Source organism: Arthrobacter sp. fls2-241-R2A-172 (assembly GCF_030208885.1).
Classification (GTDB): domain Bacteria; phylum Actinomycetota; class Actinomycetes; order Actinomycetales; family Micrococcaceae; genus Arthrobacter.
Map to the genome: position 1 here is coordinate 146,875 of NZ_JARVTB010000001.1, position 25,337 is coordinate 172,211.

21 protein-coding genes are annotated in these 25,337 nt (G+C 63.2%); 5 read left to right on the forward strand and 16 right to left on the reverse strand.

The annotated features are described in order from the left end of the window. Positions 1–60 precede the first annotated feature (60 nt). The 5 genes from QRM57_RS00790 to QRM57_RS00810 all read right to left on the reverse strand — a co-directional run bounded on the left by QRM57_RS00790 (position 61) and on the right by QRM57_RS00810 (position 3,779). On the reverse strand, positions 61–1,284 hold the full coding sequence (locus tag QRM57_RS00790) for an MFS transporter (RefSeq protein ID WP_284985180.1): 1,224 nt from the start codon (positions 1,282–1,284) through the stop codon (positions 61–63). A gap of 16 nt (positions 1,285–1,300) precedes the next feature. Next, positions 1,301–1,756, reverse strand: a complete 456-nt coding sequence (locus QRM57_RS00795; RefSeq protein ID WP_284985181.1) for a GNAT family N-acetyltransferase — start codon at positions 1,754–1,756, stop codon at positions 1,301–1,303. A gap of 73 nt (positions 1,757–1,829) precedes the next feature. Beyond that, positions 1,830–2,531 (reverse strand): hypothetical protein, encoded by a 702-nt coding sequence (locus tag QRM57_RS00800; protein ID WP_284985182.1) that lies wholly within the window; start codon positions 2,529–2,531, stop codon positions 1,830–1,832. A gap of 25 nt (positions 2,532–2,556) precedes the next feature. Then, a complete protein-coding gene (locus QRM57_RS00805) occupies positions 2,557–3,222 on the reverse strand; it encodes a hypothetical protein (protein WP_284985183.1) in 666 nt (221 codons plus the stop codon). Further along, on the reverse strand, positions 3,219–3,779 hold the full coding sequence (locus QRM57_RS00810) for an RNA polymerase sigma factor (RefSeq protein WP_284985184.1): 561 nt from the start codon (positions 3,777–3,779) through the stop codon (positions 3,219–3,221). Before QRM57_RS00810 ends, QRM57_RS00805 begins: the two co-directional genes overlap by 4 nt. Before the next feature lie 322 nt (positions 3,780–4,101). On the opposite strand from QRM57_RS00810, the gene QRM57_RS00815 reads away from it, so the two are divergent. Next, the gene (locus QRM57_RS00815) at positions 4,102–4,791 is read left to right on the forward strand and encodes a fasciclin domain-containing protein (protein ID WP_257370120.1); all 690 of its coding nucleotides are present in this window, start codon (positions 4,102–4,104) and stop codon (positions 4,789–4,791) included. A 74-nt stretch (positions 4,792–4,865) separates the two neighbouring features. Here QRM57_RS00815 and QRM57_RS00820 read toward each other — a convergent pair whose 3' ends face one another. The 9 genes from QRM57_RS00820 to purU all read right to left on the reverse strand — a co-directional run bounded on the left by QRM57_RS00820 (position 4,866) and on the right by purU (position 17,931). Then, entirely contained in the window at positions 4,866–6,791 is a 1,926-nt protein-coding gene (locus QRM57_RS00820; RefSeq protein WP_284985185.1) for a BCCT family transporter, read from the reverse strand. Positions 6,792–7,082: 291 nt separating this feature from the next. Further along, the gene (locus tag QRM57_RS00825; protein WP_284985186.1) at positions 7,083–7,685 is read right to left on the reverse strand and encodes an SGNH/GDSL hydrolase family protein; all 603 of its coding nucleotides are present in this window, start codon (positions 7,683–7,685) and stop codon (positions 7,083–7,085) included. Between the two features lie 229 nt (positions 7,686–7,914). Further along, positions 7,915–9,147, reverse strand: coding sequence for a molybdopterin molybdotransferase MoeA (locus QRM57_RS00830; protein WP_284985187.1), 1,233 nt, complete (start codon positions 9,145–9,147; stop codon positions 7,915–7,917). A gap of 104 nt (positions 9,148–9,251) precedes the next feature. Continuing rightward, complete coding sequence (gene fdhA / locus QRM57_RS00835; protein ID WP_257370116.1) at positions 9,252–10,469, reverse strand: formaldehyde dehydrogenase, glutathione-independent; 1,218 nt, start codon at positions 10,467–10,469, stop codon at positions 9,252–9,254. A 142-nt stretch (positions 10,470–10,611) separates the two neighbouring features. Next, positions 10,612–12,939, reverse strand: a complete 2,328-nt coding sequence (locus tag QRM57_RS00840; protein WP_284985188.1) for an FdhF/YdeP family oxidoreductase — start codon at positions 12,937–12,939, stop codon at positions 10,612–10,614. Between the two features lie 11 nt (positions 12,940–12,950). Then, entirely contained in the window at positions 12,951–13,838 is an 888-nt protein-coding gene (locus QRM57_RS00845) for a bifunctional 5,10-methylenetetrahydrofolate dehydrogenase/5,10-methenyltetrahydrofolate cyclohydrolase (RefSeq protein WP_284985189.1), read from the reverse strand. Continuing rightward, complete coding sequence (locus QRM57_RS00850) at positions 13,835–14,461, reverse strand: cyclodeaminase/cyclohydrolase family protein (RefSeq protein WP_284985190.1); 627 nt, start codon at positions 14,459–14,461, stop codon at positions 13,835–13,837. The genes QRM57_RS00845 and QRM57_RS00850 overlap by 4 nt, the downstream gene beginning before the upstream one ends. A 10-nt stretch (positions 14,462–14,471) precedes the next feature. Next, positions 14,472–16,964 (reverse strand): GcvT family protein, encoded by a 2,493-nt coding sequence (locus QRM57_RS00855; protein WP_284985191.1) that lies wholly within the window; start codon positions 16,962–16,964, stop codon positions 14,472–14,474. Between the two features lie 49 nt (positions 16,965–17,013). Beyond that, on the reverse strand, positions 17,014–17,931 hold the full coding sequence (gene purU / locus QRM57_RS00860) for a formyltetrahydrofolate deformylase (RefSeq protein ID WP_235521402.1): 918 nt from the start codon (positions 17,929–17,931) through the stop codon (positions 17,014–17,016). Positions 17,932–18,063: 132 nt separating this feature from the next. Between purU and QRM57_RS00865 the strand changes: the two genes are divergently transcribed. Further along, complete coding sequence (locus tag QRM57_RS00865) at positions 18,064–18,744, forward strand: GntR family transcriptional regulator (protein ID WP_284985192.1); 681 nt, start codon at positions 18,064–18,066, stop codon at positions 18,742–18,744. Positions 18,745–19,015: 271 nt separating this feature from the next. After that, positions 19,016–19,240 (forward strand): hypothetical protein, encoded by a 225-nt coding sequence (locus QRM57_RS00870; RefSeq protein WP_257370109.1) that lies wholly within the window; start codon positions 19,016–19,018, stop codon positions 19,238–19,240. 22 nt (positions 19,241–19,262) lie between these two features. On the opposite strand, the gene QRM57_RS00875 is transcribed toward QRM57_RS00870, so the two are convergent. Beyond that, on the reverse strand, positions 19,263–20,195 hold the full coding sequence (locus QRM57_RS00875) for a LysR family transcriptional regulator (RefSeq protein WP_284985193.1): 933 nt from the start codon (positions 20,193–20,195) through the stop codon (positions 19,263–19,265). A gap of 168 nt (positions 20,196–20,363) precedes the next feature. Between QRM57_RS00875 and QRM57_RS00880 the strand changes: the two genes are divergently transcribed. Together QRM57_RS00880 and QRM57_RS00885 are read left to right on the forward strand one after the other, a co-directional pair. Next, a complete protein-coding gene (locus tag QRM57_RS00880; protein WP_257370107.1) occupies positions 20,364–21,668 on the forward strand; it encodes an aromatic ring-hydroxylating oxygenase subunit alpha in 1,305 nt (434 codons plus the stop codon). Then, entirely contained in the window at positions 21,665–23,086 is a 1,422-nt protein-coding gene (locus QRM57_RS00885; protein WP_284985194.1) for a ferredoxin reductase, read from the forward strand. Before QRM57_RS00880 ends, QRM57_RS00885 begins: the two co-directional genes overlap by 4 nt. Before the next feature lie 37 nt (positions 23,087–23,123). On the opposite strand, the gene QRM57_RS00890 is transcribed toward QRM57_RS00885, so the two are convergent. Then, entirely contained in the window at positions 23,124–25,280 is a 2,157-nt protein-coding gene (locus tag QRM57_RS00890; RefSeq protein WP_284985195.1) for an amylo-alpha-1,6-glucosidase, read from the reverse strand. Between the last annotated feature and the right edge of the window lie 57 nt (positions 25,281–25,337).

Consider the following 25,337-nt stretch of genomic DNA (forward strand, 5'->3'; position numbering starts at 1 on the left):
CTAGGGGGCTGTGTGTTGTCTGGCCGGGAGAAGACTCGCTATCAGGCCGCTGACACTTCCTCAGGTCCCATCGGCGGTGAGCGTCCGGGCCCGTCTATCGAGGGAAAGGATTGCGCCGGCGATCAATACAGGGGCAGCGGCCGCAAGGAATCCCCATTCAAGGGAACCGGCGAGAACCAGGCCGAGCAAAGCTATGGATACCGGTTCAAGAATGACCCTGGGCAGTTCCAGTACCGAGCTGACCCGCCCCAGCAGGTGGCTCGGGGTGCGGGTCTGAATGAATGTTGGGAGGGCCACATCGGTGCTGTAGGCGACGCCTATCCCGACCAAAGCGAGGATGATGGCTGCGATCCAAGGTTCTTTGGTCTGGCCCAGGAGGGCAAAGGCGACGCCTTCCACGAGTGTCATGGAAATGATGAGAAGACCCCACCGCTGAGGAAGACCGGTCACGGCGGCTGCAACGGTTCCGAGCAGCTGGCCTGCGCCCCATCCGGAGACGAGGATGCCAAGGGCAAGCGGCGAGTCACTGAGGGAAGTTGCCAGCATTGGCAGCCCGATGGCGAAGACTCCGCTGTAGCTCAGTGTGGCTGCACTGATAACCAGAAGGACTATGCGGGTCTCGTGGGATCGTGCCGCATGCTGAAGACCCAGCCCAATCTCGCGAATGACTTCGGTGAGGCTGACCGACCCATTGTTGATGGGCCCCCGCGGGATGTTCAGGGATGTGAGGGCTGCGACCGTTAGCGTTAGTGCGTTGACGGCAATGGCCAATCCCGCGCCGCCCCAAGCAGTAAGGACGCCCCCTGCCATTGGGCCGACAATGAAAGCAGCCTGTGCGACTGCCCCTTGAACTGCGTTGCCTTGCGGAAGGTCTTGTTTGGGGAGCAGGCGCGGGAGCACGGCCTCACTGGCAGGCGCGAAGAAGGCGGAAGCAGTACCCGTGATGGCAGCGAGGACGTACAGCTGCCACAGTTGCACGGTGCCGGTAAAGCTCATGATCGATACCAATGCCATGGCGCCGGCACGCACTAAGTGGCAGACGAGCATGACGCGACCTGGCGAGAAGCGGTCGGTCAGTGCACCGCCAAGCAGCAACAGCGTTCCCCGTGGTATCGCCTGTGCCAGTAGCACGCCGGCAAGTGCAACAATCGACCCCGTTGCTGTAATGACAAGCCAAGCCAGTGCGATAGAGAATGCAGCTTCGCCTGCCATCGCCAAGCCTTCGCCGAGCAGAACGCGACGGAACTTCGGGTACTGCTTCAGCAGGGTCACAGGGCTGCGCACTTCACTCCTCTGGGCCTCATCGGTGCGTCCCAAAGAGAATGAGGTCTGATCTGCCGTCGTCCGCGGTCACGCCTCGGATCTCCGGGAATCGTGCGATCGGTCGGAAGCTAAGAGCCTCGTGCATCCTGATGGATGCTGTGTTGTTTTCGTTCGTGAAGTAGTAAGCGGCCGATGCATATGACCAGATCCAATCCAACCTGCCCCGAGTGAGGGCAGAACCAATTCCCTGACGACGGAACTCCGGCGCAACTACCACGCCCCCAAGGTAGTGACCTGCTGGAGAGCTGCCGCCAGGAACCGGGTGGTGATGTGTTTTGGCAACCCCCACGATTTCTCCTTGTGCCACCGCTACCAAGACGATCCGGTCGTTCCCGGAAGCGATCATCTCGCTGGTCCAACGTGTTCGGCCGCTGGCATCACAGATCTCGGTCACAGGTCCCAGGTCATCCGGGGTGGCTTCACGAATCTGCATGGCCACAGCGTACCGGGCGAGCAAACACCACCTCTCCCGTACCCTTATGCTGATCCCCGTGCGGGAGGCAGTTTTATTTGATCAGTGAGGGGATGCCGAGCTCGTTGCAGACTTCGGCTGTACCGGGAATGACTCCCACCCTCCCGTCGACGACGCATTCTGTGAGGAACGGGATGTAGTTGCCGAAGGTCCGGATGTTGGGGTCGGGGTAGAGGGGGTTGCCGTTCTGGTCCTTGGCTGGCTGGGCAAGGGTGCGTTCGGCAGGGAATCCTTGGGATGGGGAGATGAAGTCGTCCGGAATCAGATCCTGGTTGATTCCGTTCAGGATCATTTCTCCGGAGTCCCAGACGCGGCTGCACTGGTTGATTGGATCGCTCACCTGCAGGAGTCCGGAGCTGGGATCTTCGGGCGTCGGGTTGGTTCTGGCATCAAATCCGACTTCCTCAATCCCGGTGCCCATATAGGGTGCCCGCGGGGCCTCCGATGATCCCTCAATGTGATATTCGGACGTGAGGTCGGCGCGGTAGTAGCAGCGGATGTCTCGTTTGTCTTTCACAGCGACCGGGGCGAGGGTCGCGGGGTGTGTGGTGCCCACGGAAGGGCCAGGTATTGCTGCGTATGCGGCGTCATTTGACGGCGCAGTGGCGTGGGCAGTCGCGGATGAAGACTGATCAGGTTCTGCCGCGACGGCGGTGGCAAGCGTTGTTGAGGTGTAGTAGATCCCGCTGGCAGCGATGAGCGCTGCCAAGCCAAGTGCGTTGGTGGACTTCTTCATGGTCTGCCTCTTCGGTAGGTGTCGGCTATTTTTCGAGCCTGGGCACGCCGAGCTGGGCGCAAACTTCTGTAGGGCCGGGGATGACGGCTACGGCGTTGTCAACGACGCACTCTGTGAGGAACGGGATGTAGTTGCCGAATGTACGGATGTTGGGGTCGGCGTAGAGCAGGTTGCCGTTCTGATCCCTCACGGGTTCGGTCAAGGTCCGCTCTGCTGGGACTCCCGGGGGCGGGGACACGAAATCATCGGGGACGAGGTTGTCGTTGATCCCTTTCATCATCATGAATCCGGAGTCCCAGACGCGGCTGCATTGGTTGATGGGGTCGTTGACCGGCATCATTCCGGCGTTGGGATCATCGGGGGTCGGGTTGTTTTTGGCATCAAAACCCACCTCCATGATTCCGGTCGTGATGTACGGGGGTTTAGTTTCCCCTGGTGAGTTCTCGACCGGGTAGGTCGTGGTGAGGTCGGCCTGGTAGTAGCAGCGGATGTCCCTTTTGTCGTCCACTGGTGCCAACGCGACGTACACGCCAGCGGCGGTGGAACCGGCCAACGCCAACCCCGCAAACGTCATAACCGTTGGCTTGCGCCACCAGGGCACACGCTTGGGTTCGCGTCGGGCTTCATGGATGAGGAGCGCACGCACGGCCTGTTTGGTGTCGTGCGGGTACTGAACGTCTGACAGATTCATGACAACCTCGATTCCAGGGATGTGGGGTTTTCCAGGGTGTCGGCAAGCAGATGCGGGGCTGCTGCCCGGAGTTTCTTCTTGGCCCGGTTAGCCCTGGATCGAACGGTGCCGACGCGGATGCCGAGCGACGCAGCGGTGTCTTCGTAGCTGTAGCCGTTCATGACGCACAACAGCAGTACGTCCCGCTCGCCATCGGTGAGCGCTTTTGTCGCGGCGAGCAGATCCTGGACTTGCCGCTCGGTGTCTATCCGCTCGGCCGCAGCGGTGGCGTGATCCGGAACATACTGTGTGTGCGGAAGCCGGTCCAGGAACTGCTCGTATCTACGAACGGAACGGGCGTTGTTTCGTGCCGCGTTAGTAGCAACGCCAAGCAGCCACGGTAGTAATGAATCCCGCTGCAAGGTCAAAGAACTGCGTTGCCGCCAGGCTTCCAGGAATGTGACAGAGACCAATTCTTCAGCGTCGTGCCAGGATCCTGTCCGGCTCAGGCAATACCTGAAGACAGCATCCGAATGCCGATCGAACAACAAACCGAGCGCATCGGCGTCCCCCTCCACGCACCTCGTCCATAGCTCAGCATCTTGTTCCCCCAAGTCGTTCATACCTAGTAGTGTCCGATGCCCGCAGAAAAGTTCCCGCATCAAAACAAAATCGGTGCAACGGGTTATCGGCCGAGTGTCCGCAAGCCAGCGCCCGCCATGTAAGACCGGGCTGGAACCGATAGAAAAACTTTTTCAATCCGCACCCATCCACCCCGCCCCACCCTCCGAATAGCTGGTGAGACACAAACAAGCCGGTGGCGCAGATGCAACGCCGGGCCGCCCGTGTCCCACTACCGAATGGATCCAACGCCCTGGTTCCAAAAACAAGGAGAATGACATGTTGTCCACAAAGCGCCCCGCCCTCGCCTTCGTTGGCCTCACTGCAGCCGCCCTTCTCGGACTCACGGCCTGTGGTGGTTCAAGCACCTCCAGCACCCCCGCTTCTTCGTCGGCTGCCGCGCCGTCATCCGCGGCTCCTTCTTCGATGGCACCGTCGCCATCGTCCTCGGCCATGGCCAGCACCGCCATGGATCCGGCCCGTGACTTGGTTGGTCCCGGCTGCGCCGGTTACGCGGCCCAGGTACCGAGTGGTTCCGGCTCCGTTACGGGCATGGCCCAGGACCCGGTAGCGGTAGCTGCGTCCAACAACCCGCTGCTGAAGACGCTGACCGCCGCTGTTTCGGGCAAGCTCAACCCCAAGGTGGACCTGGTTTCCACCCTGAACGGCAGCGAATTCACGGTGTTCGCACCGGTTGACGACGCGTTCGCCAAGATCGACCCCGCAACCATTGAGACGCTCAAGACGGACGATGCCCTGCTGAGCAAGATCCTCACCTACCACGTAGTCCCCGGCCAGCTGAGCCCGGACAAGATCGCCGGCACCCACAAGACTGTCCAGGGAGGCGAAGTGACCGTAGCCGGCACCAAAGACGCCCTCACGGTTAACGGAGCCAACGTGATCTGCGGTGGCGTTCACACCGCCAACGCAACGGTTTACCTGGTTGATTCGGTACTGATGCCCAAGTAGGCCTTACCGACTTTGGTAACAACAAAGCAGGCGCCGGGATCCGGCGCCTGCTTTGTTGCTTTTTCAGGAGGACTCTATTGGTGCGTGTGATCCGTCCGCGACTCGGTACAGCTCTCCGCGCACTCATGCTTGGTGACGAGGTCGAACTGGACACCGCCGTGCTGCTCCACACCTGTGCGGATGGCACGTTCCACCACAGAAGTGGCCAAACGCTTGTGCAGCGACAGGGGATCGCGCCTAAGGTCCTTGGTCAGTGCGAAACAGAGCAACAGCATGACGATCACGAACGGCAGCGCCGCCACGATGGTGACTCTTTGCAACCCGGCCAAAGCCTCCGATGGCTCGTCACCACCGGCCAAGAGCATGACGGCGGCAACGGCGCCAGTGAGGCTTCCCCAGAAGATGACGACGGCGCGTCGCGGGTGCTCAGCCCCGTTGGAGCTGAGCGAACCCATGACGATCGAAGCCGCGTCGGCTCCGGTGATGAAGAAGATAGCTACGAGCACCATGGCCAGGACAATGACAGCGGCTGTGGCCCATCCGGGCATTCCGAGGTTCTTGACCAGGTCGAAGAGAGCGCCGTCGAAGTTGACGGAGGGGACCCCGTTGGTGGTGGTTACCAGCCCAGGTGTGCCGGCCTTGTCCGCTTCCTGTTGGATGTTGAACGCAGCCCCGCCGAAGATGCCGAACCAGATCACGCTGACAACGCTGGGGACCAGCAGCACGCCGGTAACGAATTGGCGGATGGTGCGGCCCCGGCTGATGCGTGCGATGAACAGGCCAACGAAGGGCGTCCAGGAGATCCACCAGGCCCAGTAGAAGATGGTCCAGCTGGTCATCCAACTGCGCAATGCGTCGTCGCCCACGGCTTCTGTCCGGGATGACATTTCGGCAAGGTCGCGGGCGTAGTCGCCGATGGCGGAAGGGATCAGGTTGAGGATGAAAAGGGTGGGGCCGGCAACAAAGACGATGAGGGCCAGCACCACGGCAAGAACCATGTTGATGTTGGACAGCCACTGGATTCCGCGGCTGATGCCGGAGACGGCCGATGCCACGAAGCAGAAGGTCAGGATAGCCACAATGACCACCAGCACAGGAGTGCCGACTTCACCGAGCCAGCCGTTGGACGTCATGCCGCTGCCGATCTGGAGGGCACCGAGGCCCAGGGACGCGGCGGTTCCGAACAGCGTGGCGAAGATGGCCAGGATGTTGATGAACTTGCCAACGGGCCCTTCCACCATCCGGATCCCGAACAGCGACGTGAACGCTGCGGAGACCAGTTGCTTGCGGCCCAAGCGGTACGTCCCGTAGGCCATGGCGATGCCCACCACTGCGTACATGGCCCACGGGTGGAGAGTCCAGTGGAAGATCGAGGTGGCCATGGCGGTCTGGATGGCGGCGGGGGTGCGGCCGTCCACAGTTCCGGGCGGCGGTGAGATGTAGTGGTACAGCGGCTCGGCGACACCGTAGAACATGAGGCCGATGCCCATGCCCGCGGCAAACATCATGGCCACCCATGAGACCGTGCGGAATTCCGGCTTCTCACCGTCCTTGCCCAGCGGGATGTTGCCGAACTTGCCAAGGGCCAGCCACAGCACGAAAACAACGAACAATGATGCAAGCACCATGAAGAGCCAACCGGTGTATTCCATGACCCAGTTGAGGGCGCCCTTGGAAGTTTCCGAAAGGCTGTCGCGTCCCACGAAGCCCCAGACCACGAAGGCGACGGCGATGGCGCCCGTGATTCCGAAGGTGACTTTGTCGAGGGTAAGTTTCTGGTTCCGGCGGGCCGAAACGGCCTGCTCGGTCTTGGCGTTGCGCAGTTCTACCAGGATCTGGTCGTATTCTTCGGAATCCGGGAGAACTGCTGCGCCTCCGTCCTCATCGTTGAGGGCTGTTGCATCGGGGGAGACAGTGATCTCCACGTGGACGGGGTCGGGTGCTGCGTTGGCGGGTAAATCCTCGGGTACTAACGATTTTGTGTCACTGTTTGTAGCCATGAGCGGGTCCTTTACTCGGCGAGTCATGGGTTATTGCGTTGATGCACGGCCCCGGTGGGCGTGCGTCCAGAGGGAGAGGGATGGTTCCGCTTGAATCAACAAAGTTCGCGGTAAGCAACAGAGTGCGCTTCGTCACACGTCAAAGTCAAGACTTTTACATCTTTTGTGGCGTATTGATATATCAATTGGCTCTGATGAAGTCCGTTGCTTATTATGGGTGGTGTTGCCTACAAAGCGCCGGCCAGCGGGACGTGTGACCCATGCGGGCGCTGATGATCGGCCCGGCCTCGCCTAGCCCAACGATGAGGCTTGGTGCTGGTCCAGCAACGTCCTGATTTTCCCGGCCAGGAATTGCTGTCCTTCACTGCTGGGGTGTTCTCCATCCGGACCCAACAGAGGGGAGTCCGGCCCAGCGACCCATTGTTCGGCGACGGGGTCGACAAATTCGACGCCGGCGTCGCGGGCTGCTGCCTGTTCCTGATCGCGAATAATGGTGACGTCCGATTCGAGCGCGTCGAAGCCGGTCAGCGGGCCAATCACGATCTGCCTGGCGTGGGGCGCCCGCGTCGATATTTCCCCGAGGGCATCTGTAAGAGCCGCGCGTAGCTCTTCGGGGTCTTGGCCTGCGTCGTTGTCCGAACCAAAGAGCACAACGACGTCCGTCGATGCGTTAACGGATTCGCTGATCTGTGAGGCAAAGGTGGCGTCTTCGTCACCGAGGGTAAGGTAGCCCGCGCCGTTTTGAGCCTCATTAGTGATCTTCGCCGGCACGGAGGCTGCATGGAGTTCATGCCGAAGGAGGCGGGGCCAGGCTTCCTCCGGGCTCGTCCCGTATCCGGTGCTGAGAGAATCACCGATGATGACGATGCGTTCGGGTGCAGTCGAGCCGTGCACCGGATGCGCCGCATCCTGGGGTGGTTTCGGTTGTGGAGACTTCAAATCCACGGGACTGCTGGCAGCGAGGGAGCAGCCGGTAAGGACGAGGGCGACAGCTGATGCGCATAAGGCGGCCACGGAAATGCCTGGGACTCGGAAGCCCCGGCTTGTCGAGCCGCGTCGTCGTGTCATGCCGTTAAGGATAAACGCTTACCGGTCCTTGGGTTCTTGCGGTGATCGCAACACACTATCCCGGCAAGCGGCTCCACGGCAGGGGAAGGACGGGAACCTGCCCGCCAGCGGCTGTACCTTCAGGTGGGACGGCCATATACCCATCGGCCCAGGCAAGCCCGCGCATCATCCCCGGGCCGGCATGGGCGGCAGGAAACACCAGCCCGTGGACAACGCTGCACGGTATGAGGCGGGTTTTTCCCGGGGTGGGTTCGATGTCGGCGCCGGAGAGCATGGGTGTGGGCTCTTGGAGGGGGTGGTTTCCCAAGGCAGCGAGGAGCGGTTCACCGAGGGTCATAAGGGCCAACATGGCGGCCAACGGATTTCCCGGTAATCCCAGGATGAAGTGTCCGTCCGGTAGCTCCGCCAGCACCGCAGGATGGCCCGGGCGCATGGCAACCCCATCCAGCAGCAGCCGCCCACCAAGCGCCGCGACGGCAGCACGGAAGTGGTCTGTTCCGGACTTGCCGGTCCCGCCGGTGGTAATGGTGACCTCAGCCCGGTGGCGGTCAGCACCGCCGTCGTCACCCCCAGAGAGCGCCGCCAGCCACTCCTCGTAGGAGTCGCCGATCCGCAGTTGCCCTACCGCGACCCCGCCCAGTTGCGGGATGACCGCATCAAGCTGCGGACCGAAAGCGTCGCGCACCTGTCCGGGCGCCGGGTCACCGGCGGTGACCACTTCCGAGCCCGTCATGACGACGGCGACCCGCGGCTTGCGCTGCACCTGGACGTGATCGTGTCCGGCCACTGCAGCGAGGGCAAGGTGTGCCGGATTGAGCCGGGTACCGGCGGGTATGAGGACATCACCCGCACTGGCCTCTTCGCCGGCCGGTCGGATGTGCCGCCCGGGGAGAAGCTCGTCCGGTTTCGCATGGGGAGTGAGCGAAAGACGCCCGTCTCCGGATATGTGTCCGCTTTCCTTGCGGAGCACGCCTGTGGCACCGGCGGGTACCAGTCCTCCGGTTGCGATGACGCTGGCTTCACCGGAGGAAAGCCGGCGTCCGGCCGTGGTGATGGTCCAGGGGCCTTCGCCGTTGACTGACCAGCCGTCCATGGCGGACGACGCGTAGTGGGGAAGGTCCTGTCGGGCAATGACGTCACGGGCCAGGGTGCATCCGATTGCCGTGCCGAGTTCGGTCTTCCGTGAGGGGACCGGCGTGGCACAACTGAAGGCCAACTGCCGTGCTTCGGCCCACGTGGTGGCGTGGTGCCGCGTGAGGCCGGCTGGTGAATCCGCTGGTGCAAGCATGGGTGTCCGATTCCTGGGTGCGTTCATGGGGCACGGATGCCGGGGACTCCTCGGCCTTCCCGTAATTACTGCCGCGCCGTCCCCGGCATCCGTTGAGTGCGTACTCAGTTCTTCACGTAGCCGTTGGGGTTCAGTACGAACTTTGTTGCCGCTCCGGCGTCGAACTCGGCGTAGCCGCGGGGTGCGTCCTCGAGCGGGATCGCCTTGGCGTTCACGGCCTTGGCGATCTGGACCTTGTCATGGAGGATCGCCATCATGAGCTGGCGGTTGTACTTCATCACGGGGCATTGGCCGGTGGTGAAGGACAGGGATTTGGCCCAGCCGGTGCCCAGGGACAGCGAAAGCGATCCGTGCTTGGCGGCCTCGTCGATTCCGCCCGGATCACCGGTGACGTAGAGGCCGGGGATGCCCAGGGAGCCTCCGGCCGCCGTGATGTCCATCAGGGAGTTCAGCACCGTGGCCGGCGCTTCATGCGATGCGTCCTTGCCGTGTCCGCGGGCCTCGAAGCCCACGGCATCCACGCCGCAGTCGACTTCCGGCACGCCGAGGAGCTGTTCGATCTGGTCCTTGGGGTCGCCCTTGGAGACGTTGACGGTTTCGCAGCCGAAGGAGCGTGCCTGGGCCAGGCGGTCTTCGTTCATATCGCCCACAATGACGACGGCGGCCCCCAGCAGTTGGGCGCCGACGGCGGCGGCGATACCCACGGGACCGGCGCCGGCCACGTAGACCGTGGAACCAACGCCCACACCGGCGGTGACGGCTCCGTGGAAACCGGTGGGGAAGATGTCCGAGAGCATGGTCAGGTCCATGATCTTCTCCAGGGCCTGGTCACGGTCCGGGAAGCGCAGCAGGTTCCAGTCCGCGTAAGGGACCAGGACATACTCGGCCTGTCCGCCCACCCAGCCGCCCATGTCCACGTAACCGTAGGCGCTGCCCGGCCGGTCCGGGTTCACGTTGAGGCAGATGCCGGTCTTTTGTTCCTTGCAGTTCCGGCAGCGGCCACAGGAAATGTTGAACGGCACCGAGACGATGTCGCCCACCTTGATGAACTCGACGTCGGGGCCCACCTCCACCACTTCGCCCGTGATTTCGTGGCCAAGGACCAGGTCTTTCGGTGCGGTGGTCCGGCCGCGGACCATGTGCTGGTCCGAACCACAGATGTTGGTGGTCACGGTGCGCAGGATGACGCCGTGGGGTACCTTACGGCCGACATTGGCGGGATTGACGCCTGGCCCGTCCTTGAGTTCGAAGGTGGGGTAGTCGGTATTGATGATTTCTACGACACCGGGTTCCTTGTAGGCGACTGCTCTGTTTCCTGACATGACACTCCTTAGGGTGTTTGGTGGTGCGGAAATGTGGGGCTGGCCGGTTGCCCGAAAGCGGTGCTTCGATGAGGAAATACCTCCCCAGGTTTCAGGCATCGAAGCACCATTTACAGGCAACCGATCAGCGGTGGTCCTGGGCTTATGGGCTGGCGGCTCGTTCCAACCTGATGATCACTGACTTGGACGTCGGTGTTCCGCTGGTGTCTGCAACCGAGTCCAGGGGCACCAGGACGTTGGTTTCGGGATAGTACGCGGCCGCGCAACCCTTCGGGGTGGAGTAGGAGACAATCCTGAAGTTCTCCGCGACCCGGTCGGTGCCTTGGAACTCGGAGACCAGGTTGACCATGTCCCCGTCCGCGAAACCAAGCTCGTTGATGTCGTCGGCGTTGATCAGCACCACGCGCCGGCCGCCGTGGATGCCGCGGTACCGGTCGTCCTTGCCGTAAATGGTGGTGTTGTACTGGTCATGGGAGCGCAGGGTCTGCAGGACCAACCTGCCCGGCGGCACCTTGATGTACTCCAACGCATTGCCCGTGAAATGGGCTTTGCCGGAGGCTGTATTGAACTGCCGGGCATCGCGGGGAGGATGGGGAAGGACAAAGCCGCCGGGGTGCTGGATCCGGGTTTCGAAGTCTTCAAAGCCGTCAAAGACTGCCTCGATGTGTTGCCTGATGAGGGTGTAGTCATCCCGCATGGCCAGCCAGGAGGCCTTGGGGGTGTTGGGCAGTCGGTGGTGGCCATCGGTGAACAGCTTGTCCGCGAGGTTGCAGACGATCGCAACTTCGGAGTGGAGGTGCTCGCTGGCCGGCTTGAGCCTGCCCCGTGAAGCGTGGACGGCACTCATGGAATCTTCTACCGTGACCCGCTGGTCCCCGGTCCGCTGGGTGTCCTTTTCGGTCCGTCCAAGGGTCGGCAGAATCAGGGCCCGCCGGCCGGTGGACAGGTGGGAGTGGTTCAACTTGGTCGAGATCTGGACGGTGAGCCGGGTGTTGGCCAGGGCTTGCTCGGTCACCTCCGAATCCGGGGCGGCACGGACGAAGTTCCCGCCCATGCCCATGAAGAAGCGGACCTTCCTATTGCGCATGGCGCGGATGGCTGCCACTGTGTCATAGCCGTGTTCCCTGGGGGAGCGGAACCCGAATTCCTGGTCCAGGCGGTCGTGGAACGCCTCCGGCATCTTTTCGAAGATGCCCATGGTGCGGTCGCCCTGCACGTTCGAGTGTCCTCGAACGGGACAAACACCGGCGCCGGGTTTGCCGATGTTTCCCTGGAGGAGCAGGACGTTCACCACGTCCCTGAGCGTTGGCACTGAGTGCTTGTGCTGGGTGAGGCCCATTGCCCAGCAGACAATGGTGGAGCCGGAGGCCAGCAGCCGTTCGCCCGTGGCGTGGAGCTGCTCAAGGGTGAGGCCCGTGGCTTCCACGATGTCTTCCCATTCCACCTTTTCCAGGAAGCGCAGGTATTCGTCGATGCCCACCGTGTGGTCATTGATGAAGGCGTGGTCAAGGACGGTTTCCAGTCCCGGGCTGTTGCGGCCCGCTGTCTCGGCCTCCAGGAGGTACTTGCCCAGGCCCTGGAAAAGGGCTTGGTCGCCACCGGCGCGGATTTGGAGGAAATCATCGGTCAGCTGGGTGCCCACCACCATGCCGGCCACATGCTGGGGGTTCTCGAAGTGCAGAAGTCCCGCCTCGGGAAGCGGATTCACGGACACGATGACTGCGCCGTTTTTCTTGGCCTTCTCCAATGCGCTGAGCATGCGGGGATGGTTGGTTCCCGGATTTTGCCCGGCAACGAAGATCAACGATGCCGTTTCCAGGTCAGTGAGGCTGACTGAGCCCTTTCCGATGCCGATGGTTTCCACCAGGGCGGAACCTGAGGACTCGTGGCACATGTTGGAGCAGTCCGGCAGGTTGTTGGTGCCGATGCCTCGGACCAGGAGTTGGTACACGAAGGCTGCCTCGTTCGAAGTCCGGCCCGAGGTATAGAAGACAGCCTCGTCAGGTGACGCCATGCCCTTGAGTTCGGCCGCCATCAGCTCGTAAGCGTCGTCCCAGCTGATCGGCGTGTAGTGGGTGGCGCCTTCCTCGAGGACCATGGGATGGGTCAGTCGGCCCTGCTGTCCCAGCCAGTAGTCATCGCGGGTTTTCAGTTCTTCCACGGAGTACTTGGCGAAGAATTCCGGAGTGACGCGTCGGCGGGTGGCTTCCTCGGCCACGGCTTTCGCCCCGTTCTCGCAGAACTCCGCAGCGTTGCGCTTCTCATGCTCGGGCCACGCGCAGCCCATGCAGTCGAAGCCGTCCAGTTGGTTCACGGCCAGCAGGGTTTGGACGCTGCGAACCGGGCCCATTTGTTCCAGGGAGATCTTCAGTGCGTTCGCGACGGCGGGGATGCCGACGGCCTTTGTCTTGGGTTTGGTGACGGTCAGCTTCGACTCGTCGATGTTTCCTTCGGGGGCTTTCGTTGCCATGCGGGTTCCCTTCAGGTCCGGGCAGCAGACGTCGCGGCGGCCAGTTGGGCGGGTTTTTGCTGCCCTGCGGCCTCAACGGTATGCAGGAGCAACAGTGCGGTGGTGACGGAACCAACGCCGCCGGGAACGGGCGTCAACCCAGCTGCCACACCGGTGACGCTCGCTTCATCAACGTCCCCCACCAGCGAGCCGTCGGGCAGGACGTTGGTTCCGACGTCGACCACTACCGTCTCCGGCGAGAGGTGGTTGCCTTTCAGCAGTCCGGCCCGGCCTGCGGCAACAACCACGACGTCGGCCGGCTGGGTGTAGCGTTCCAGCGGCCCCGACTTGGAATGGCAGACGGTGACGGTGGCGTCCCGCTCCAACAGCAGCAGCGCCAGCGGCTTGCCCACCACTGCGGAACGCCCGACGACGGCCACGTTCCGGCCCGCGATGGGCACCTGGAAGTGTTCCAGGAGTTCAACCACGGCCTGCGCCGTTGCCGGGGCGAAGGCGGGTTGGCCGACGGCGAGGCGGCCGAGGCTGAGGGGATTGGCGCCGTCGATGTCCTTTTCGGGAGCGATGAGCCCTACCAGGGCATCAGCTTTCACTCCCGCCGGCAGCGGCGTTTGCAGGATGATTCCGTTGACCGACGGTTCGGCGCTGAGGTCCTCCAGGACGCTGGCCAGGACGTGTTCGGTGGCTTCGGGCCCAAGATCGGTAATCCTGCATCCAATGCCCAGTCGTTCAGCCGCGCGTTCAATGGACCGGACGTACCAGAGCGTTGATTCGTCGTCCGTGGCCACAACCACGGCCAGGACAGGATGGCGCCCGCTGTTTTCCAGGACCTGCGCCTGTTCCTGAGCCTTTTGCTGGATGAGTGTGGCCAGTTTCTTGCCGGAAAGCACATTGGTGCTCACGAGAGAATCCTTTCGCGGACGCGCTTGACCAGGGAATCGGCCGCCAGGACCACTTTGTCTTCAAGCCCGTCGGTCTCCCCGGCCAGCTGGGCGCGGGCGGCGGGGTCCTTGATGGCCACCACGTTGATGTCGATGTTGACGCGTGCTGTCGTGGCTGCGGCACGGGCTGCATCCGCTGCTGCGGCAACATCGCTGATGACGTTGGGGTTCGCCGCGTTCAGGAGGTCGCTGGCGAGTTCCACTACTTCGCCGGCAACCCGGATGAGCTGCGCGGGGGTTTGGGCTGCCTGCACCAGGGCGGCCTGGATGGCTGCCTTGCGTGCACCCTTCAGTTCGTCCGTGTCGGACGGGAGCTTGTAGGAGTCGATGACCGCCTGGAAGGCGTGTTCATCGGCGTCGGCAAGGCGCAGGGCCGCTTCCACCAAGTGGTCGGCGGCGCTGGTGACCCGTGCGACGAGCTCGGCGTGCTGCTCGAACTTGGCCCCCGTGGTGTACCTGGCCACCATGGCAACCAGAGCCGCCCCCTGGGCTGCGTGCAGCGCGGCAGCCGCCCCGCCGCCCGGTGTGGGCTGGCGGGCGGCGAGCCTGGCGAGGTAGTCCTGAATTGTTTCTGAGCTGATCATGGGACGTGTTCTAGCCGCGGAGCCGGCTCATGGTGGGGTCGTACAGCGGGTCCTCGGTGACGGTCGCCTGGATTCGGCGGCCGAAGTATTCGATTTCCACGGAATCACCCAGCGAGACGGCCGCAGGCAGGTAGGCGTAGGCGATCGGCTTGCGGACTGTGTAACCGAAGGCCGCGCTGGTCACGTAACCCACCGCCTGGTCCTTATAAAACACCGGTTCCTTGCCCAGCACGAGGCTCCTGCCGTCGTCGACCGTCAAGCAGCGCAAGCGGCGGGCAAAGCCTTCCTCCGTGCGTCCTTCCAGGGCCGCCTTGCCGATGAAGTTCTCTTTGGCCATCTTCACGGCGAAACCGAGGCCGGCTTCGAAGGGGTCGTGCTCGGTGGTCATGTCCGTGCCCCAGGAACGGTAGCCCTTTTCCAGTCGCAGGGAGCTGAAGGCTGCGCGGCCTGCCGCAATGACGCCGAACGGCTGGCCGGCCTTCCACAACGCGTCCCAAAGCCGCTGGCCGTTGTCCGCACTGGTGTAGAGCTCCCAGCCAAGTTCGCCAACGTAGGACAAACGCATGGCTGTGACGGTGACGCCGCCGATGGTGACCTTCTTGGCACGGAAGTACTTCAACCCGTCATTGGTGAAGTCGTCGCTGCTGACGGTGCTGATGAGGTCGCGGGCAAGGGGCCCCCACAGGCCGATGCAGCAGGTGCCGCCGGTGGTGTCGCGGACCTGGACCCAGTCGCTGGCACTGCCGCTGGCCGTCTGGTGGCGGGCCGCGCGCTCAAAGTAGGCGGTGTCGATGTTGCCGTTGGCGCCCAACTGGAACGTCTCCTCGTCCAGGCGGGCAACAGTGATGTCGCTTCGGATGCCGCCGGCTTCGTCCAGGAGGAGGGTGTAGGTGACGGCGCCGGGCTTCTTGGCGAGGTCGCCGGTGGTCAGTTCCTGCAGCAGCTTCAGGGCTCCGGGGCCCGAAACTTCCAGGCGCTTCAGCGGCGTCATGTCGTACATGGCAACAGCAGTACGTGTCTTCCACGCCTCCGCCGCAGCGATGGGTGAGCTGAACATCCCGGACCAGGCATCACGGGCCGGCGGCTGCCACTCGTCCGGCATTTCCTTGAGCAGTTCGGCGTTCGCCTCGAACCAGTACGGGCGTTCCCAGCCGGCGCCTTCCAGGAAGAAGCCACCAAGCTGCTTCTGGCGGGCGTGGAAGGGGCTGACGCGGAGGTTGCGGGGGGAGAGCTTGGGCTGGAGCGGGTGCAGGACATCGTAGATTTCCACGAAGTTCTGCTGGGACGTTTCGCTGACGTACTCCGGCGTGAGCTGGACCTCTTCGAAGCGGTGGATGTCGCAATCGCCAAGATCGATCTTGGACTTTCCGTCAACCAGGAGCTCCGCCACCGCGCGGGCGATGCCGGCGGAGTGGGTGACCCACACGGCCTCGGCAACGAAGAAACCATCCACTTCCTTGGACTCGCCCACCAGGGAGCCGCCGTCCGGGGTGAAGGAGAAGATGCCGTTGAAGCCGTCCTCGATTTCGCTTTCGCGCAATGCCGGAAGGATCTGCTTGGTTGCCTCCCAGGCGGGAAGGAAGTCTTCCAGGGTGAAGTCCAGGCGCGACGGCATGTTGTGTTCGCTGATGCTGCTGGGCTCGTAGCTGCCGAGTTCGTCCAGGTCCACGGGCATGGGGCGGTGCGCGTAGGAGCCGATGCCGTAGCGCTCGCCGTGTTCGCGGTAGTAGAGGTCCTGGTCCTGGTGGCGCAGAATGGGCAACCGGGCGCCGTTGGGGAGCTCGTTCTTGCCCTTCTGTGCGGGGACCGGCGTGGTCTTGACGTACTGGTGGGCCAGCGGCAGGAGCGGAACGGACATGCCGATCAGCTCGCCCACCTTGGCGCCCCAGAAGCCGGCGCAGGACACCACAATGTCCGCCGGGATCACGCCGTCGGCAGTTTCGACGCCGGTGACGCGGCGGTTGGACTGCTCGATACCAGTCACCTCGGTGTTGCCGATGTACTTCACGCCGGCGGCTTCGGTGCGCTTGATGAGCAACTGGACGGCGCGGGCGGCCAAGGCCAGGCCGTCGGTGGGTACGTGGAGTCCGCCGAGGATGTCTTCCTCGTTGATGAGCGGGTAAAGCTCCTTGCACTCTTCACGGGAGAGGATCTTGCCGTCGATGCCCCACGCCTGCGCATAGCCGAGCTTGCGCTTGAGGTCCGCCAAGCGGGTTTCGGTGGTGGCAACTTCAAGGCCGCCCACCTGGTTGAAGCAGCTTTGGCCGTCCTCCGTGAGGGACAGGAGCTTTTCCACCGTGTACTTGGCGAAGAGTGCCATGGACTTGGAGGGGTTTGTCTGGAAGACCAGGCCCGGCGCGTGCGAGGTGGAGCCGCCGGGCATGTTCAGTGGTCCCTGGTCCAGGACGGTGATGTTGTTCCAACCACGGGTGACGAGTTCGTCGGCGAGGTTGGTGCCGACGATCCCGGCTCCGATGATGACAATGCGAGGCGTGGTTGCCATGGAAAATTCTCCTGCTGAAGTTCGTGGGGCTGGGGCTGGGGCGGGGTGGTTAGCGGAAGACGACCGTGCTGGTCTGGTCCAGAAGGACCCGGTGTTCGCAGTGCCAGCGGACGGCACGGGAAAGCGCAAGGGCTTCGGCATCCTGGCCGACGGTGGCGAGCGCATTGGGTCCGTAGCTGTGGTCCACGCGGATGACTTCCTGCTCGATGATCGGGCCCTCGTCCAGTTCCGCCGTGACGTAGTGGGCTGTTGCACCCACCTGCTTCACTCCGCGGTCATAGGCCTGGTGGTAGGGGCGGGCACCCTTGAAGCCGGGTAGGAAGGAGTGGTGGATGTTGATCGCACGACCTTCGAGCTTGCGGCACAAATCGTCGGAGAGGACCTGCATGTAGCGGGCCAGGACCACGAGGTCGGCCTCGTATTCGTCCACCAGGTCCAGGAGCCTCTGCTCCGCTTCAGCCTTGGTGTCCGCGGTGACGGGAACGTGGATGAAGGGCAGGCCCGCTGCCTCGGCCATGGCGCGGTGCGTCTCGTGGTTGGAGACAACTGCCACCAGCTCGCCGCCAAGACTGCCTCCGCGCCAGCGGAAGATGAGGTCATTGAGGCAGTGGCCAAACTTGGAGACCATCACCAGGACCCGCTGCTTGGTTTCGCCGTGGAAGCTGAACTTCATGTCGAAACGGTCCGCGATGGAGCGGAACTCGTCCTCAAGCTGTTCCGGTGTGAAGGTTTTGGCACCGGAGAAGGCCGTGCGGAGGTGCAGGGTCTGGCGCAGGCTATCGTCGAACTGCTGGTGTTCTTCGATGTTGAAGCCCCGGTCGAAGAGGAAGGTGGTGACTGCCTGCACGATGCCGGGCTGTTCGACGCACGACAGTGTGAGTACGAACTTCTGCGCCTGCTCGTCATTGAGCTGGCCGCGTTCAGCCGGAAAAGTGCTGAGGTGGGGGTCTGAAGCTACGAGGGTCATGGGTCCTCCTGGGATGTTTTGCCTAGATATATTCTTGGGACATGAACTGATATATTAGGATTGGAAATCAGCGTATACTGGTGTCCAAGGCAGGTCAATAGATTTCCCGTTCTTGAAAAAGGAGTTGGCGCGTTGGCAACTGGAACTCTGGCAAGCATCGGCGACGCCACCAGGAAATCGCTGGCTGACGTGGCCTATGAACGGCTTCGTGATCGACTCCTGATGCTCGAAATCAAACCCGGGGACATCCTCAACGATGAGCACCTCGCCAAGGAACTGGAAGTCGGGCGCACTCCCGTTCGGGAAGCCCTGAAGCGGCTGGAACTGGACCGCCTGGTGATTACCTACCCGCGGCGCGGAACATTCGCCACCCGTGTGGAGGTAACCGATCTTGCTTTCATCTCCGAAATTCGGGCGCAGCTGGAGCCCCTTGCCGCAGCCCGGGCGGCGCGCGTCGCGTCGGCTGCCACCCGGGACCAACTACGCAGCGTGATGCGGGCTGTGGAGGAATTTGATGTCAGCGCCGCCTCGGTAGTGGAGACGCTACGGCTCGACGCAAGCGTCCACCGGGGCATCTACGCGGCGGCGGCGAACCCGCACCTGGAAGACATCCTGATCCGTTATGACAACCTGGCTACCCGTATCTGGTGCATGGTGCTGGACCGCTTGCCGGATCTCGAACATCACGTCCGCGAGCATCTGGATCTCCTGAAAGCCGTGATCGACGGCAATGAAGATGAAGCTGCCGAGCTCGCCAGGGTCCACGTCAATGGATTCGAGCGCGCCGTCCGTCAGGCATTGTTCGCGGCTTAGGGGCAGTCTTCCCATTCGCGCGGTGGCTCCCGGGACATGGTTGACGCCGGGAGAAGCCGCTTGCATACTGACTTCACTAATATATCACTCGGATATCAGAAGAGCGTTGGCAGCTACCCAGCGTCCTTCCGGTGCTTGTGATCGCGTCCCCCAATTTCCCGGAGTATCAGATGAATACACGAGAACCACTTTTCGATGAGTCGATGGTCGGCATCACGTTCGACGAGATCCGCCATCCCCACCGCCTCGCAGAGCGCGGCCGGTGAGCCCGATGCCGCAGACAAAGCCGGCCAGGACGGTGCAGGGTCGGGCCTTGCGCAAGGACTGGGCCCAGCTGACGGGACATGTGGTGGAAGTGTGGTTCGCGGGCGACCGCGTAATGACCGGGGTGGTGGAGCAGGCGGCGGCTGATGACTCCGTCCTCTGGATCGCAGCGCACGGAGCTGATCGGCGGAAGCTCTTTGACCAGTCCACCGGCTACGAGGTGTGGGCCTAGCCCTGCAGCGAGGGTCCCTGGCTCAGGCCTCATCCTCGGGCCGGGCCATGAGGATGCGCTGCGCCCTCTTCTGGAGGATATCCAGCGACTCCTTGATCAGGGGCGAGCCCATGCTTCCCCTTCGTACCGCAGCGACGATGCGGCGTGCGGGCTTGCCCTTCCCGGTGATGCGTAGCCGGACCACATTCTCGGCACCGTGCAGGGGCGCCAGGCGGGGCAAAAGGCCGACGCCCAACCCCGCACCCACGAACGCGATCTGGGTCTCCCATTCAACGGCCTCATGGGCGATCCGTGGTGTCACTCCGACCGCCGTGAAGGCCGCAGTGAACAGTGAGTGGTACGTGGAGCCCGCCGCCTCGGTGATCCATGGCTCCGACGCCAGTTCTTCCAGAGTCACCTTTGCGCGGGCTGCCAGCGGGTGGTCTGCCGGAATGATCACGTCCAGGGGATCGTCAAGCAGGACCGTTTGCTCGAAGCGGGGATCGTCTTCGCCGTAGTTGTCGGACTGCATGGCAACAATGACCGCGAGGTCGATCCGCTCCGCCACCAGCAGGTCGAAGCAGCGTGAGGGGTTGGCCTCCAGCACCTGCACCTCAAGGAGGGGCCGTGTTGAGCGCAGCGTGGCGGCCAGCGGCGCGAGCAACTGGGCTGCCGCCGTCGAAAATCCGCCGAGGCCAAAGTGGGACTGGACCTGGTCGCCGGCCTTCATGGCAGCGGCCCGCAGGTTCTCCCAATCCGCGATCAGGGTGTCCGAGCCGGAGACGAGGAAGCGGCCGGTGGCGGTCAGGCGCACGCCCCTGCCGTCCTTGGTGAGCAGTTGCATCCCCAGCATGCGCTGGAGCTCGCGTAGCTGCGCGGAAACCGCGGAGGGAGAGTACCCGGTGAGTTCCGCGGTTGCCCCGACGGTGCCGCAGCGGGCAAAAACCCGGAGGGTAATCAGCCGTGGATCGATCATGCACCCATCATGCACCGAATGTGCAGAGTTATCTCCTAAATGTTGCGCTTTTGTTGCAGGTCGATGGTCCCTAATCTCGTACTACGAAGACTTCGACAACGCCCGGCGCAAAGAAGCACCGGCGGCATCCCCAAACACGTACTTATTTAGCCTCCCGGGAGGAACCCCATGACTGCTCCAGTGAACTCACCCCTCAAATCACGCGGGAAACTCGCTTCCACCTTGCCCGCCGAGCAGCTCGCTGAAATCTCGGAGCTGTTCGAGTTCCGCCGCCCGGGGTACTCCCTGGACGCCCCCTTCTACACGGACTCCACGATCTTCAAGATCGACATGGAAGCCATCTTCGGCCAGCACTGGATCTTTGCCGGTAGCGTTGCCGAGCTGCCGGAACCCGGCGACTACATCACGGTGGATTACGGCCCCTACTCCCTGATCGTGCTGCGCAACGACGACGGCGGCGTCAACGTCCTGCACAACGTGTGCCGCCACCGCGGTGCCCGCGTCCTGACCGAGTCCACTGGGTCCACGGGAAACCTGGTGTGCGGCTACCACTCCTGGACCTACTCGCCCGAGGGCAACCTGATCCACGCATCGGCACCCGGCGAGGCCAAGTTCGACAAGAACTGTTTCGCCCTCAAACGCGCCCACAGCCGCGAAGTGGCCGGACTCATCTTTGTTTGCATCGCCGACGAACCGCCCACCGACTTTGACGAGACCGCCAAGATCTTCGAGCCCTACCTGGCGCCCCACGATCTGTCCAAGACGAAGATTGCCTACCAGCAGAACATCATCGAAGAGGGCAACTGGAAGCTCGTCATGGAGAACAACCGTGAGTGCTACCACTGCGACGGCCACCCGGAGCTCGCGTGCTCGCTGTTCCCCACGTGGGGTTTGACCGAGGGATTGATCCCTGCCCACCTCGAGGAAGTGTGGGACCGCAACAAGGAAGCACAGTCCTCGCTGGAAGAGCGCTGCCGCCGCTACGGCCTTCCCTATGAAGTGGTCGAAGAGTTGGACACGCGTATCGCCGGTATCCGCATCTCCCGCGAATCCCTGGACGGCGAGGGCGAATCGTTCTCCGCCGACGGCCGCCGGCTCTCCAAGAAGCTGCTCGGCGACCTTCCGGACTTCCGGCTCGGCCGCTGCTCGATGCACCTGCAGCCCAACAGCTGGTTCCACTTCCTGGGCGACCACGTGATCACGTTCGGCGTCTTCCCGATCAACGAACACCAGTCCCTGGTCCGCACCACCTGGCTGGTAGCGGATGACGCCGTGGAAGGCGTGGATTATGACCTGGACAAACTGACCTACACCTGGAAGCAGACGAACCTGCAGGACAAGGCGTTCGTGGAGCTCTGCCAGACGGGCGCCGGCAGCCCCGCGTATGAGCCCGGCCCGTACATGAAGAGCGAGTACCAGGTTGAGGCCTTCATCAACTGGTACGTACAGCGGGTCCAGGAGCACCTGGCGTGATGGAACTCCTTACTGAGACGGCCATCCAGGAGCCACAGCGCATCCGCGGCCTTGAGATGCCGTGGAACAGGGTGATGGGAAGTGCTGAGGCGCCAGCCCGTGCCGCCCGTGCGCTGGGTCCGTGGCATCCGCAGGAGTTCATGGCTGAATGCGTGGAGACCGTTCCTGAAGCGGGCGGACTCATGACCTTCGTCTTCCGACGCTGCGATGGTGCGCCCTTGGCATTCCGCGCCGGGCAGTACGTCAACGTCGCGTTCCCAGTGAACGGCGAGGACCAGGATCCGGTGGACCGCAGTTACTCGCTGTCCAGTTCCCCCACCGAGCCCTGGACCTTCAGCATCAGCGTCAAGCGCGACGCCGGTGGACTGGTTTCGCCGTGGGTGCATGAAAACGTCAAGCCCGGCACAGTGCTGGAGATGCTCGGTCCCGTGGGAGCCTTCCACCTGCCCGACGCCGACCGGCGCGCCCGTTACCTGCTGCTGGCAGCCGGCGCAGGCATCACGCCCATCATGTCCATGGTCCGGACCATCCATTCGCTGCCCGGCCATGCCGACGTCGTGGTCCTTTACCACGGGGCTGAAGCCGGCGGCTTCGCCTTCCATCGGGAGCTGGCCTACATCGCCTCCGTGGACTCGCGGATCCGTGTTTTCTACTCCCTGGGCGACCGCAGCAAGCCCGAAGGCTGGGAAGGCTTCACCGGGAGGCTGACGGCGGCCATGCTGGACGAGGTGGCCCCTGATGCCAACGGCAGGCAGGTGTACGCCTGTGGTCCGGAAGGTTACCTGAATACAGCCACGGAGCTCCTGAACAAGGTGGGCGTCGATGACACGTCCATTTACATGGAATTCTTTACCGGCGACCGCCAGACACTCCTCGAGTACCAGGCAGAGCTGGCGATTGCGGCTGACATTGCCGAGGAAATCGCGGATGAGATCGCCGATTCGGCCGAGGACTACTTTGAGAGCCAGCCGGCTGCCTTCGGTCTCTACGAGCCCGGATACGATGCCGACGGCACGATGGAAGCGTCCGGGCTCACCCTGGAAACCCACGACGCCGGAGACGCGGCTTCCGAAGCGGACGACGGCGGTTCCGCCGCAGGTGCCGCGCCCGAGGCTGCAACACCTGATGCTTCGAGCTTTGACACGGTTGGAACGGGAAGCCTCACGTTGTCCTTCGTGCGCACTGGCATCAACGTGCGGATCGACCCGACCGAGCACATCCTTGAGGTGGCCCAGCGCGCAGGTGTCAGGATCGGCGCGAATTGCAAGGAAGGCATGTGTGGTTCCTGCAAGGTGGTCAAGCTCTCGGGCGACATCGAGATGAACCACCAGGGCGGCATCCGGAAAAGGGAAATCGATGCCGGCAAGTTCCTGCCCTGCTGCTCCACGGCACGCACCGATATGGTGATCGACGCCTAGTCTGTTACCGGAGCCATCCTGTAACAGACTTCCGTGCCTAGGTTTTGCCGGGAGTCCGGTGATGCGCCCGCTCAACAAGGTCGGTCAACCACGGCCGTTGCCCGTGATGGACTGTGAGGCCTTCGGGAATGCCCTTGACCGTCGCTTGCGTGCCTGCCGCGTCAATGGTGATCCGCGCGCTGCCCATGGGCGCGTTGCGGATGTGCAGGTCCCCGAACGACGGCGGCAGCACCGGGTCCAGCCAGATGCCGCCCAGTGAGATGTGGGTGTCGTAGCGCAGCAGGCTCATGACCAGGTGGATGGGCGTGGTGGCGGCCCACGCCTGCGGCGAGCAGGCCGTCGGATAGGGGACGGGCTCCCGGAATTGCGTGCGGTCGAATCCGCAGAAGAGCTCGGGTAAGCGGTCGCCTGAGATCTCGGCGGCTTCCAGCATGGCGGTTGCTATCCGTTGGGCTTCCTCCACGAAGCCATAGCGGAGCAGCCCGGAAACGATCAGCGCATTGTCATGCGGCCATACGGAGCCGTTGTGATAGCTGGCGGGGTTGTAGGCACCCATGTTTTTGGCGAGCGTTCGGACACCCCATCCGCTGAACATTTCGGGGGACATCAGCCGCTCCACCACGGCGGGGGCCTTGTCGTCGTCAATCAAACCGAACCACAGGCAGTGGCCCATATTGGAAGCACAAGCGTCCACGGGGCGCTTGTCGCGGTCCAGTGCCACAGCGTAGTAGCCCTTGTCGGGCATCCAGAACTGTTCGTTGAACCGCTTCTTAAGGTCCTCCGCGCGTTCCCGCAGGCTTTCCGCCAAGGTGAGGTCGCCGTCGTCGTATGCCATCCAGGCGCGCGCCACATAGGCGCCATGCACGTACGCCTGGACCTCGCACAGCGCCAGGGGCGGTTCAGCCAGGGTGCCGTCCGCAAAATTGATGCCGTCCCACGAGTCTTTCCAGCCCTGGTTGATGAGTCCGTGCTCGTTGGGCCGCCCGTACTCCACGAAACCGTCGCCGTCCCGGTCGCCGTAGGTCCGGATCCACTCCAGGGCACGGTCCGCGTGGGGGAGCAGGCCCGAGATCGCGTCTTTGCCGAAACCCCAGCGGCTCACCGAGCCAAGGACCACCACAAACAGCGGGGTTGCGTCCACGCTGCCGTAATAAGCGGATTTGCCGCCCAAGGCCAGGCCCCCGGAGACCCCCAGCCGGACCTCGTGCAGGATCTTCCCGGGTTCTTCTTCGGTGGCCGGATCCACCACCGTGCCCTGGCGGTCGGCCAGCGTCCGGAGGGTGCCCAAGGCCAGGGAGGGGTCTACGGGGAGGGCCATTTCGGACGCCCACAAGGAGTCCCGGCCGAACAGCGTCATGAACCATGGGGCGCCGGCGGCCACCACCACCCTTTCGGGGTGGTCCGGATCCTGGATGCGGAGCGCGCCAAGGTCCTCGTAGCTGCGGCGGAGGGTGTCTTCGATTGACCGGTTGCTGAGCTGCACGACGGGGATCCGGGCTACCCAATCCTGCCTGCGCTGATCGCTGGGCGAGAGCCCGACCGGATCCTGGTGGGTGAAAGGGGCCCCGGCGCTTTGTTGCTTTGGCACCACGCTGGCACGCGTACTCCAGCTCCCGAACGCGGGAATTTTGGCCGTGAAACCCAATGCCCTGGCACCTGCACCGGCACCATCGGCCCGGATCACCACACTTTTCCGGATTTCCTCCCATTTTCCGCGGATTTCCAGGGAATCGCCGTCAGGCAGGTGGGTTTCGGTCCATTCTCGCGTAATCCGGGCTTCCTTGACTTCGAAAAGATCGGCGAAATCCGATTCGGCTGAAAGCAGGATGCGGCATTGCGTAGCTTGGTTTGAGTAATTCCGGACGGTGATTTCTTCGCGGATTCCGTTACCGACTTCCCGAAGCCGCTCCACCAGCAAGGGGCTGTCGGCGTGCCCATCCGGACGGGGAACCCTGCCGACAAACGACGCCCGGTACGGTTCCCTGGTTTCTGCCGCCAAGGGTTCGATGACTTGTCCGTTGACAGTGAGCTCCCATTTGGACAGGATCCGGGTGTCCAAATGGAAGACTCCGTGGGGCAATTCAGGATGGATGTCTCCGTTGGCGGAGGAGATGCAGAAAGACGAGCCTTCCACCAAGGTCACTGTCCCGGCGCCAAGCGGTCCGGCTGCTGTATCAGCGTTCCATCCAGCCACGAGACGCTCCTTACCGATCCGCTTGAGCTGCCGCCGCTGCCGCCTGTCCGGCCGCTT

Bases quoted from the DNA above. Each gene is read 5' to 3' on its own strand.
- QRM57_RS00795 (WP_284985181.1), bottom strand. From the start codon at position 1,756: ATGCAGATTCGTGAAGCCACCCCGGATGACCTGGGACCTGTGACCGAG.
- QRM57_RS00800 (WP_284985182.1), bottom strand. From the start codon at position 2,531: ATGAAGAAGTCCACCAACGCACTTGGCTTGGCAGCGCTCATCGCTGCC.
- QRM57_RS00805 (WP_284985183.1), bottom strand. From the start codon at position 3,222: ATGAATCTGTCAGACGTTCAGTACCCGCACGACACCAAACAGGCCGTG.
- QRM57_RS00815 (WP_257370120.1), top strand. From the start codon at position 4,102: ATGTTGTCCACAAAGCGCCCCGCCCTCGCCTTCGTTGGCCTCACTGCA.
- QRM57_RS00820 (WP_284985185.1), bottom strand. From the start codon at position 6,791: ATGGCTACAAACAGTGACACAAAATCGTTAGTACCCGAGGATTTACCC.
- QRM57_RS00830 (WP_284985187.1), bottom strand. From the start codon at position 9,147: ATGCTTGCACCAGCGGATTCACCAGCCGGCCTCACGCGGCACCACGCC.
- fdhA (WP_257370116.1), bottom strand. From the start codon at position 10,469: ATGTCAGGAAACAGAGCAGTCGCCTACAAGGAACCCGGTGTCGTAGAA.
- QRM57_RS00840 (WP_284985188.1), bottom strand. From the start codon at position 12,939: ATGGCAACGAAAGCCCCCGAAGGAAACATCGACGAGTCGAAGCTGACC.
- QRM57_RS00850 (WP_284985190.1), bottom strand. From the start codon at position 14,461: ATGATCAGCTCAGAAACAATTCAGGACTACCTCGCCAGGCTCGCCGCC.
- QRM57_RS00855 (WP_284985191.1), bottom strand. From the start codon at position 16,964: ATGGCAACCACGCCTCGCATTGTCATCATCGGAGCCGGGATCGTCGGC.
- purU (WP_235521402.1), bottom strand. From the start codon at position 17,931: ATGACCCTCGTAGCTTCAGACCCCCACCTCAGCACTTTTCCGGCTGAA.
- QRM57_RS00870 (WP_257370109.1), top strand. From the start codon at position 19,016: ATGCCGCAGACAAAGCCGGCCAGGACGGTGCAGGGTCGGGCCTTGCGC.
- QRM57_RS00875 (WP_284985193.1), bottom strand. From the start codon at position 20,195: ATGATCGATCCACGGCTGATTACCCTCCGGGTTTTTGCCCGCTGCGGC.
- QRM57_RS00880 (WP_257370107.1), top strand. From the start codon at position 20,364: ATGACTGCTCCAGTGAACTCACCCCTCAAATCACGCGGGAAACTCGCT.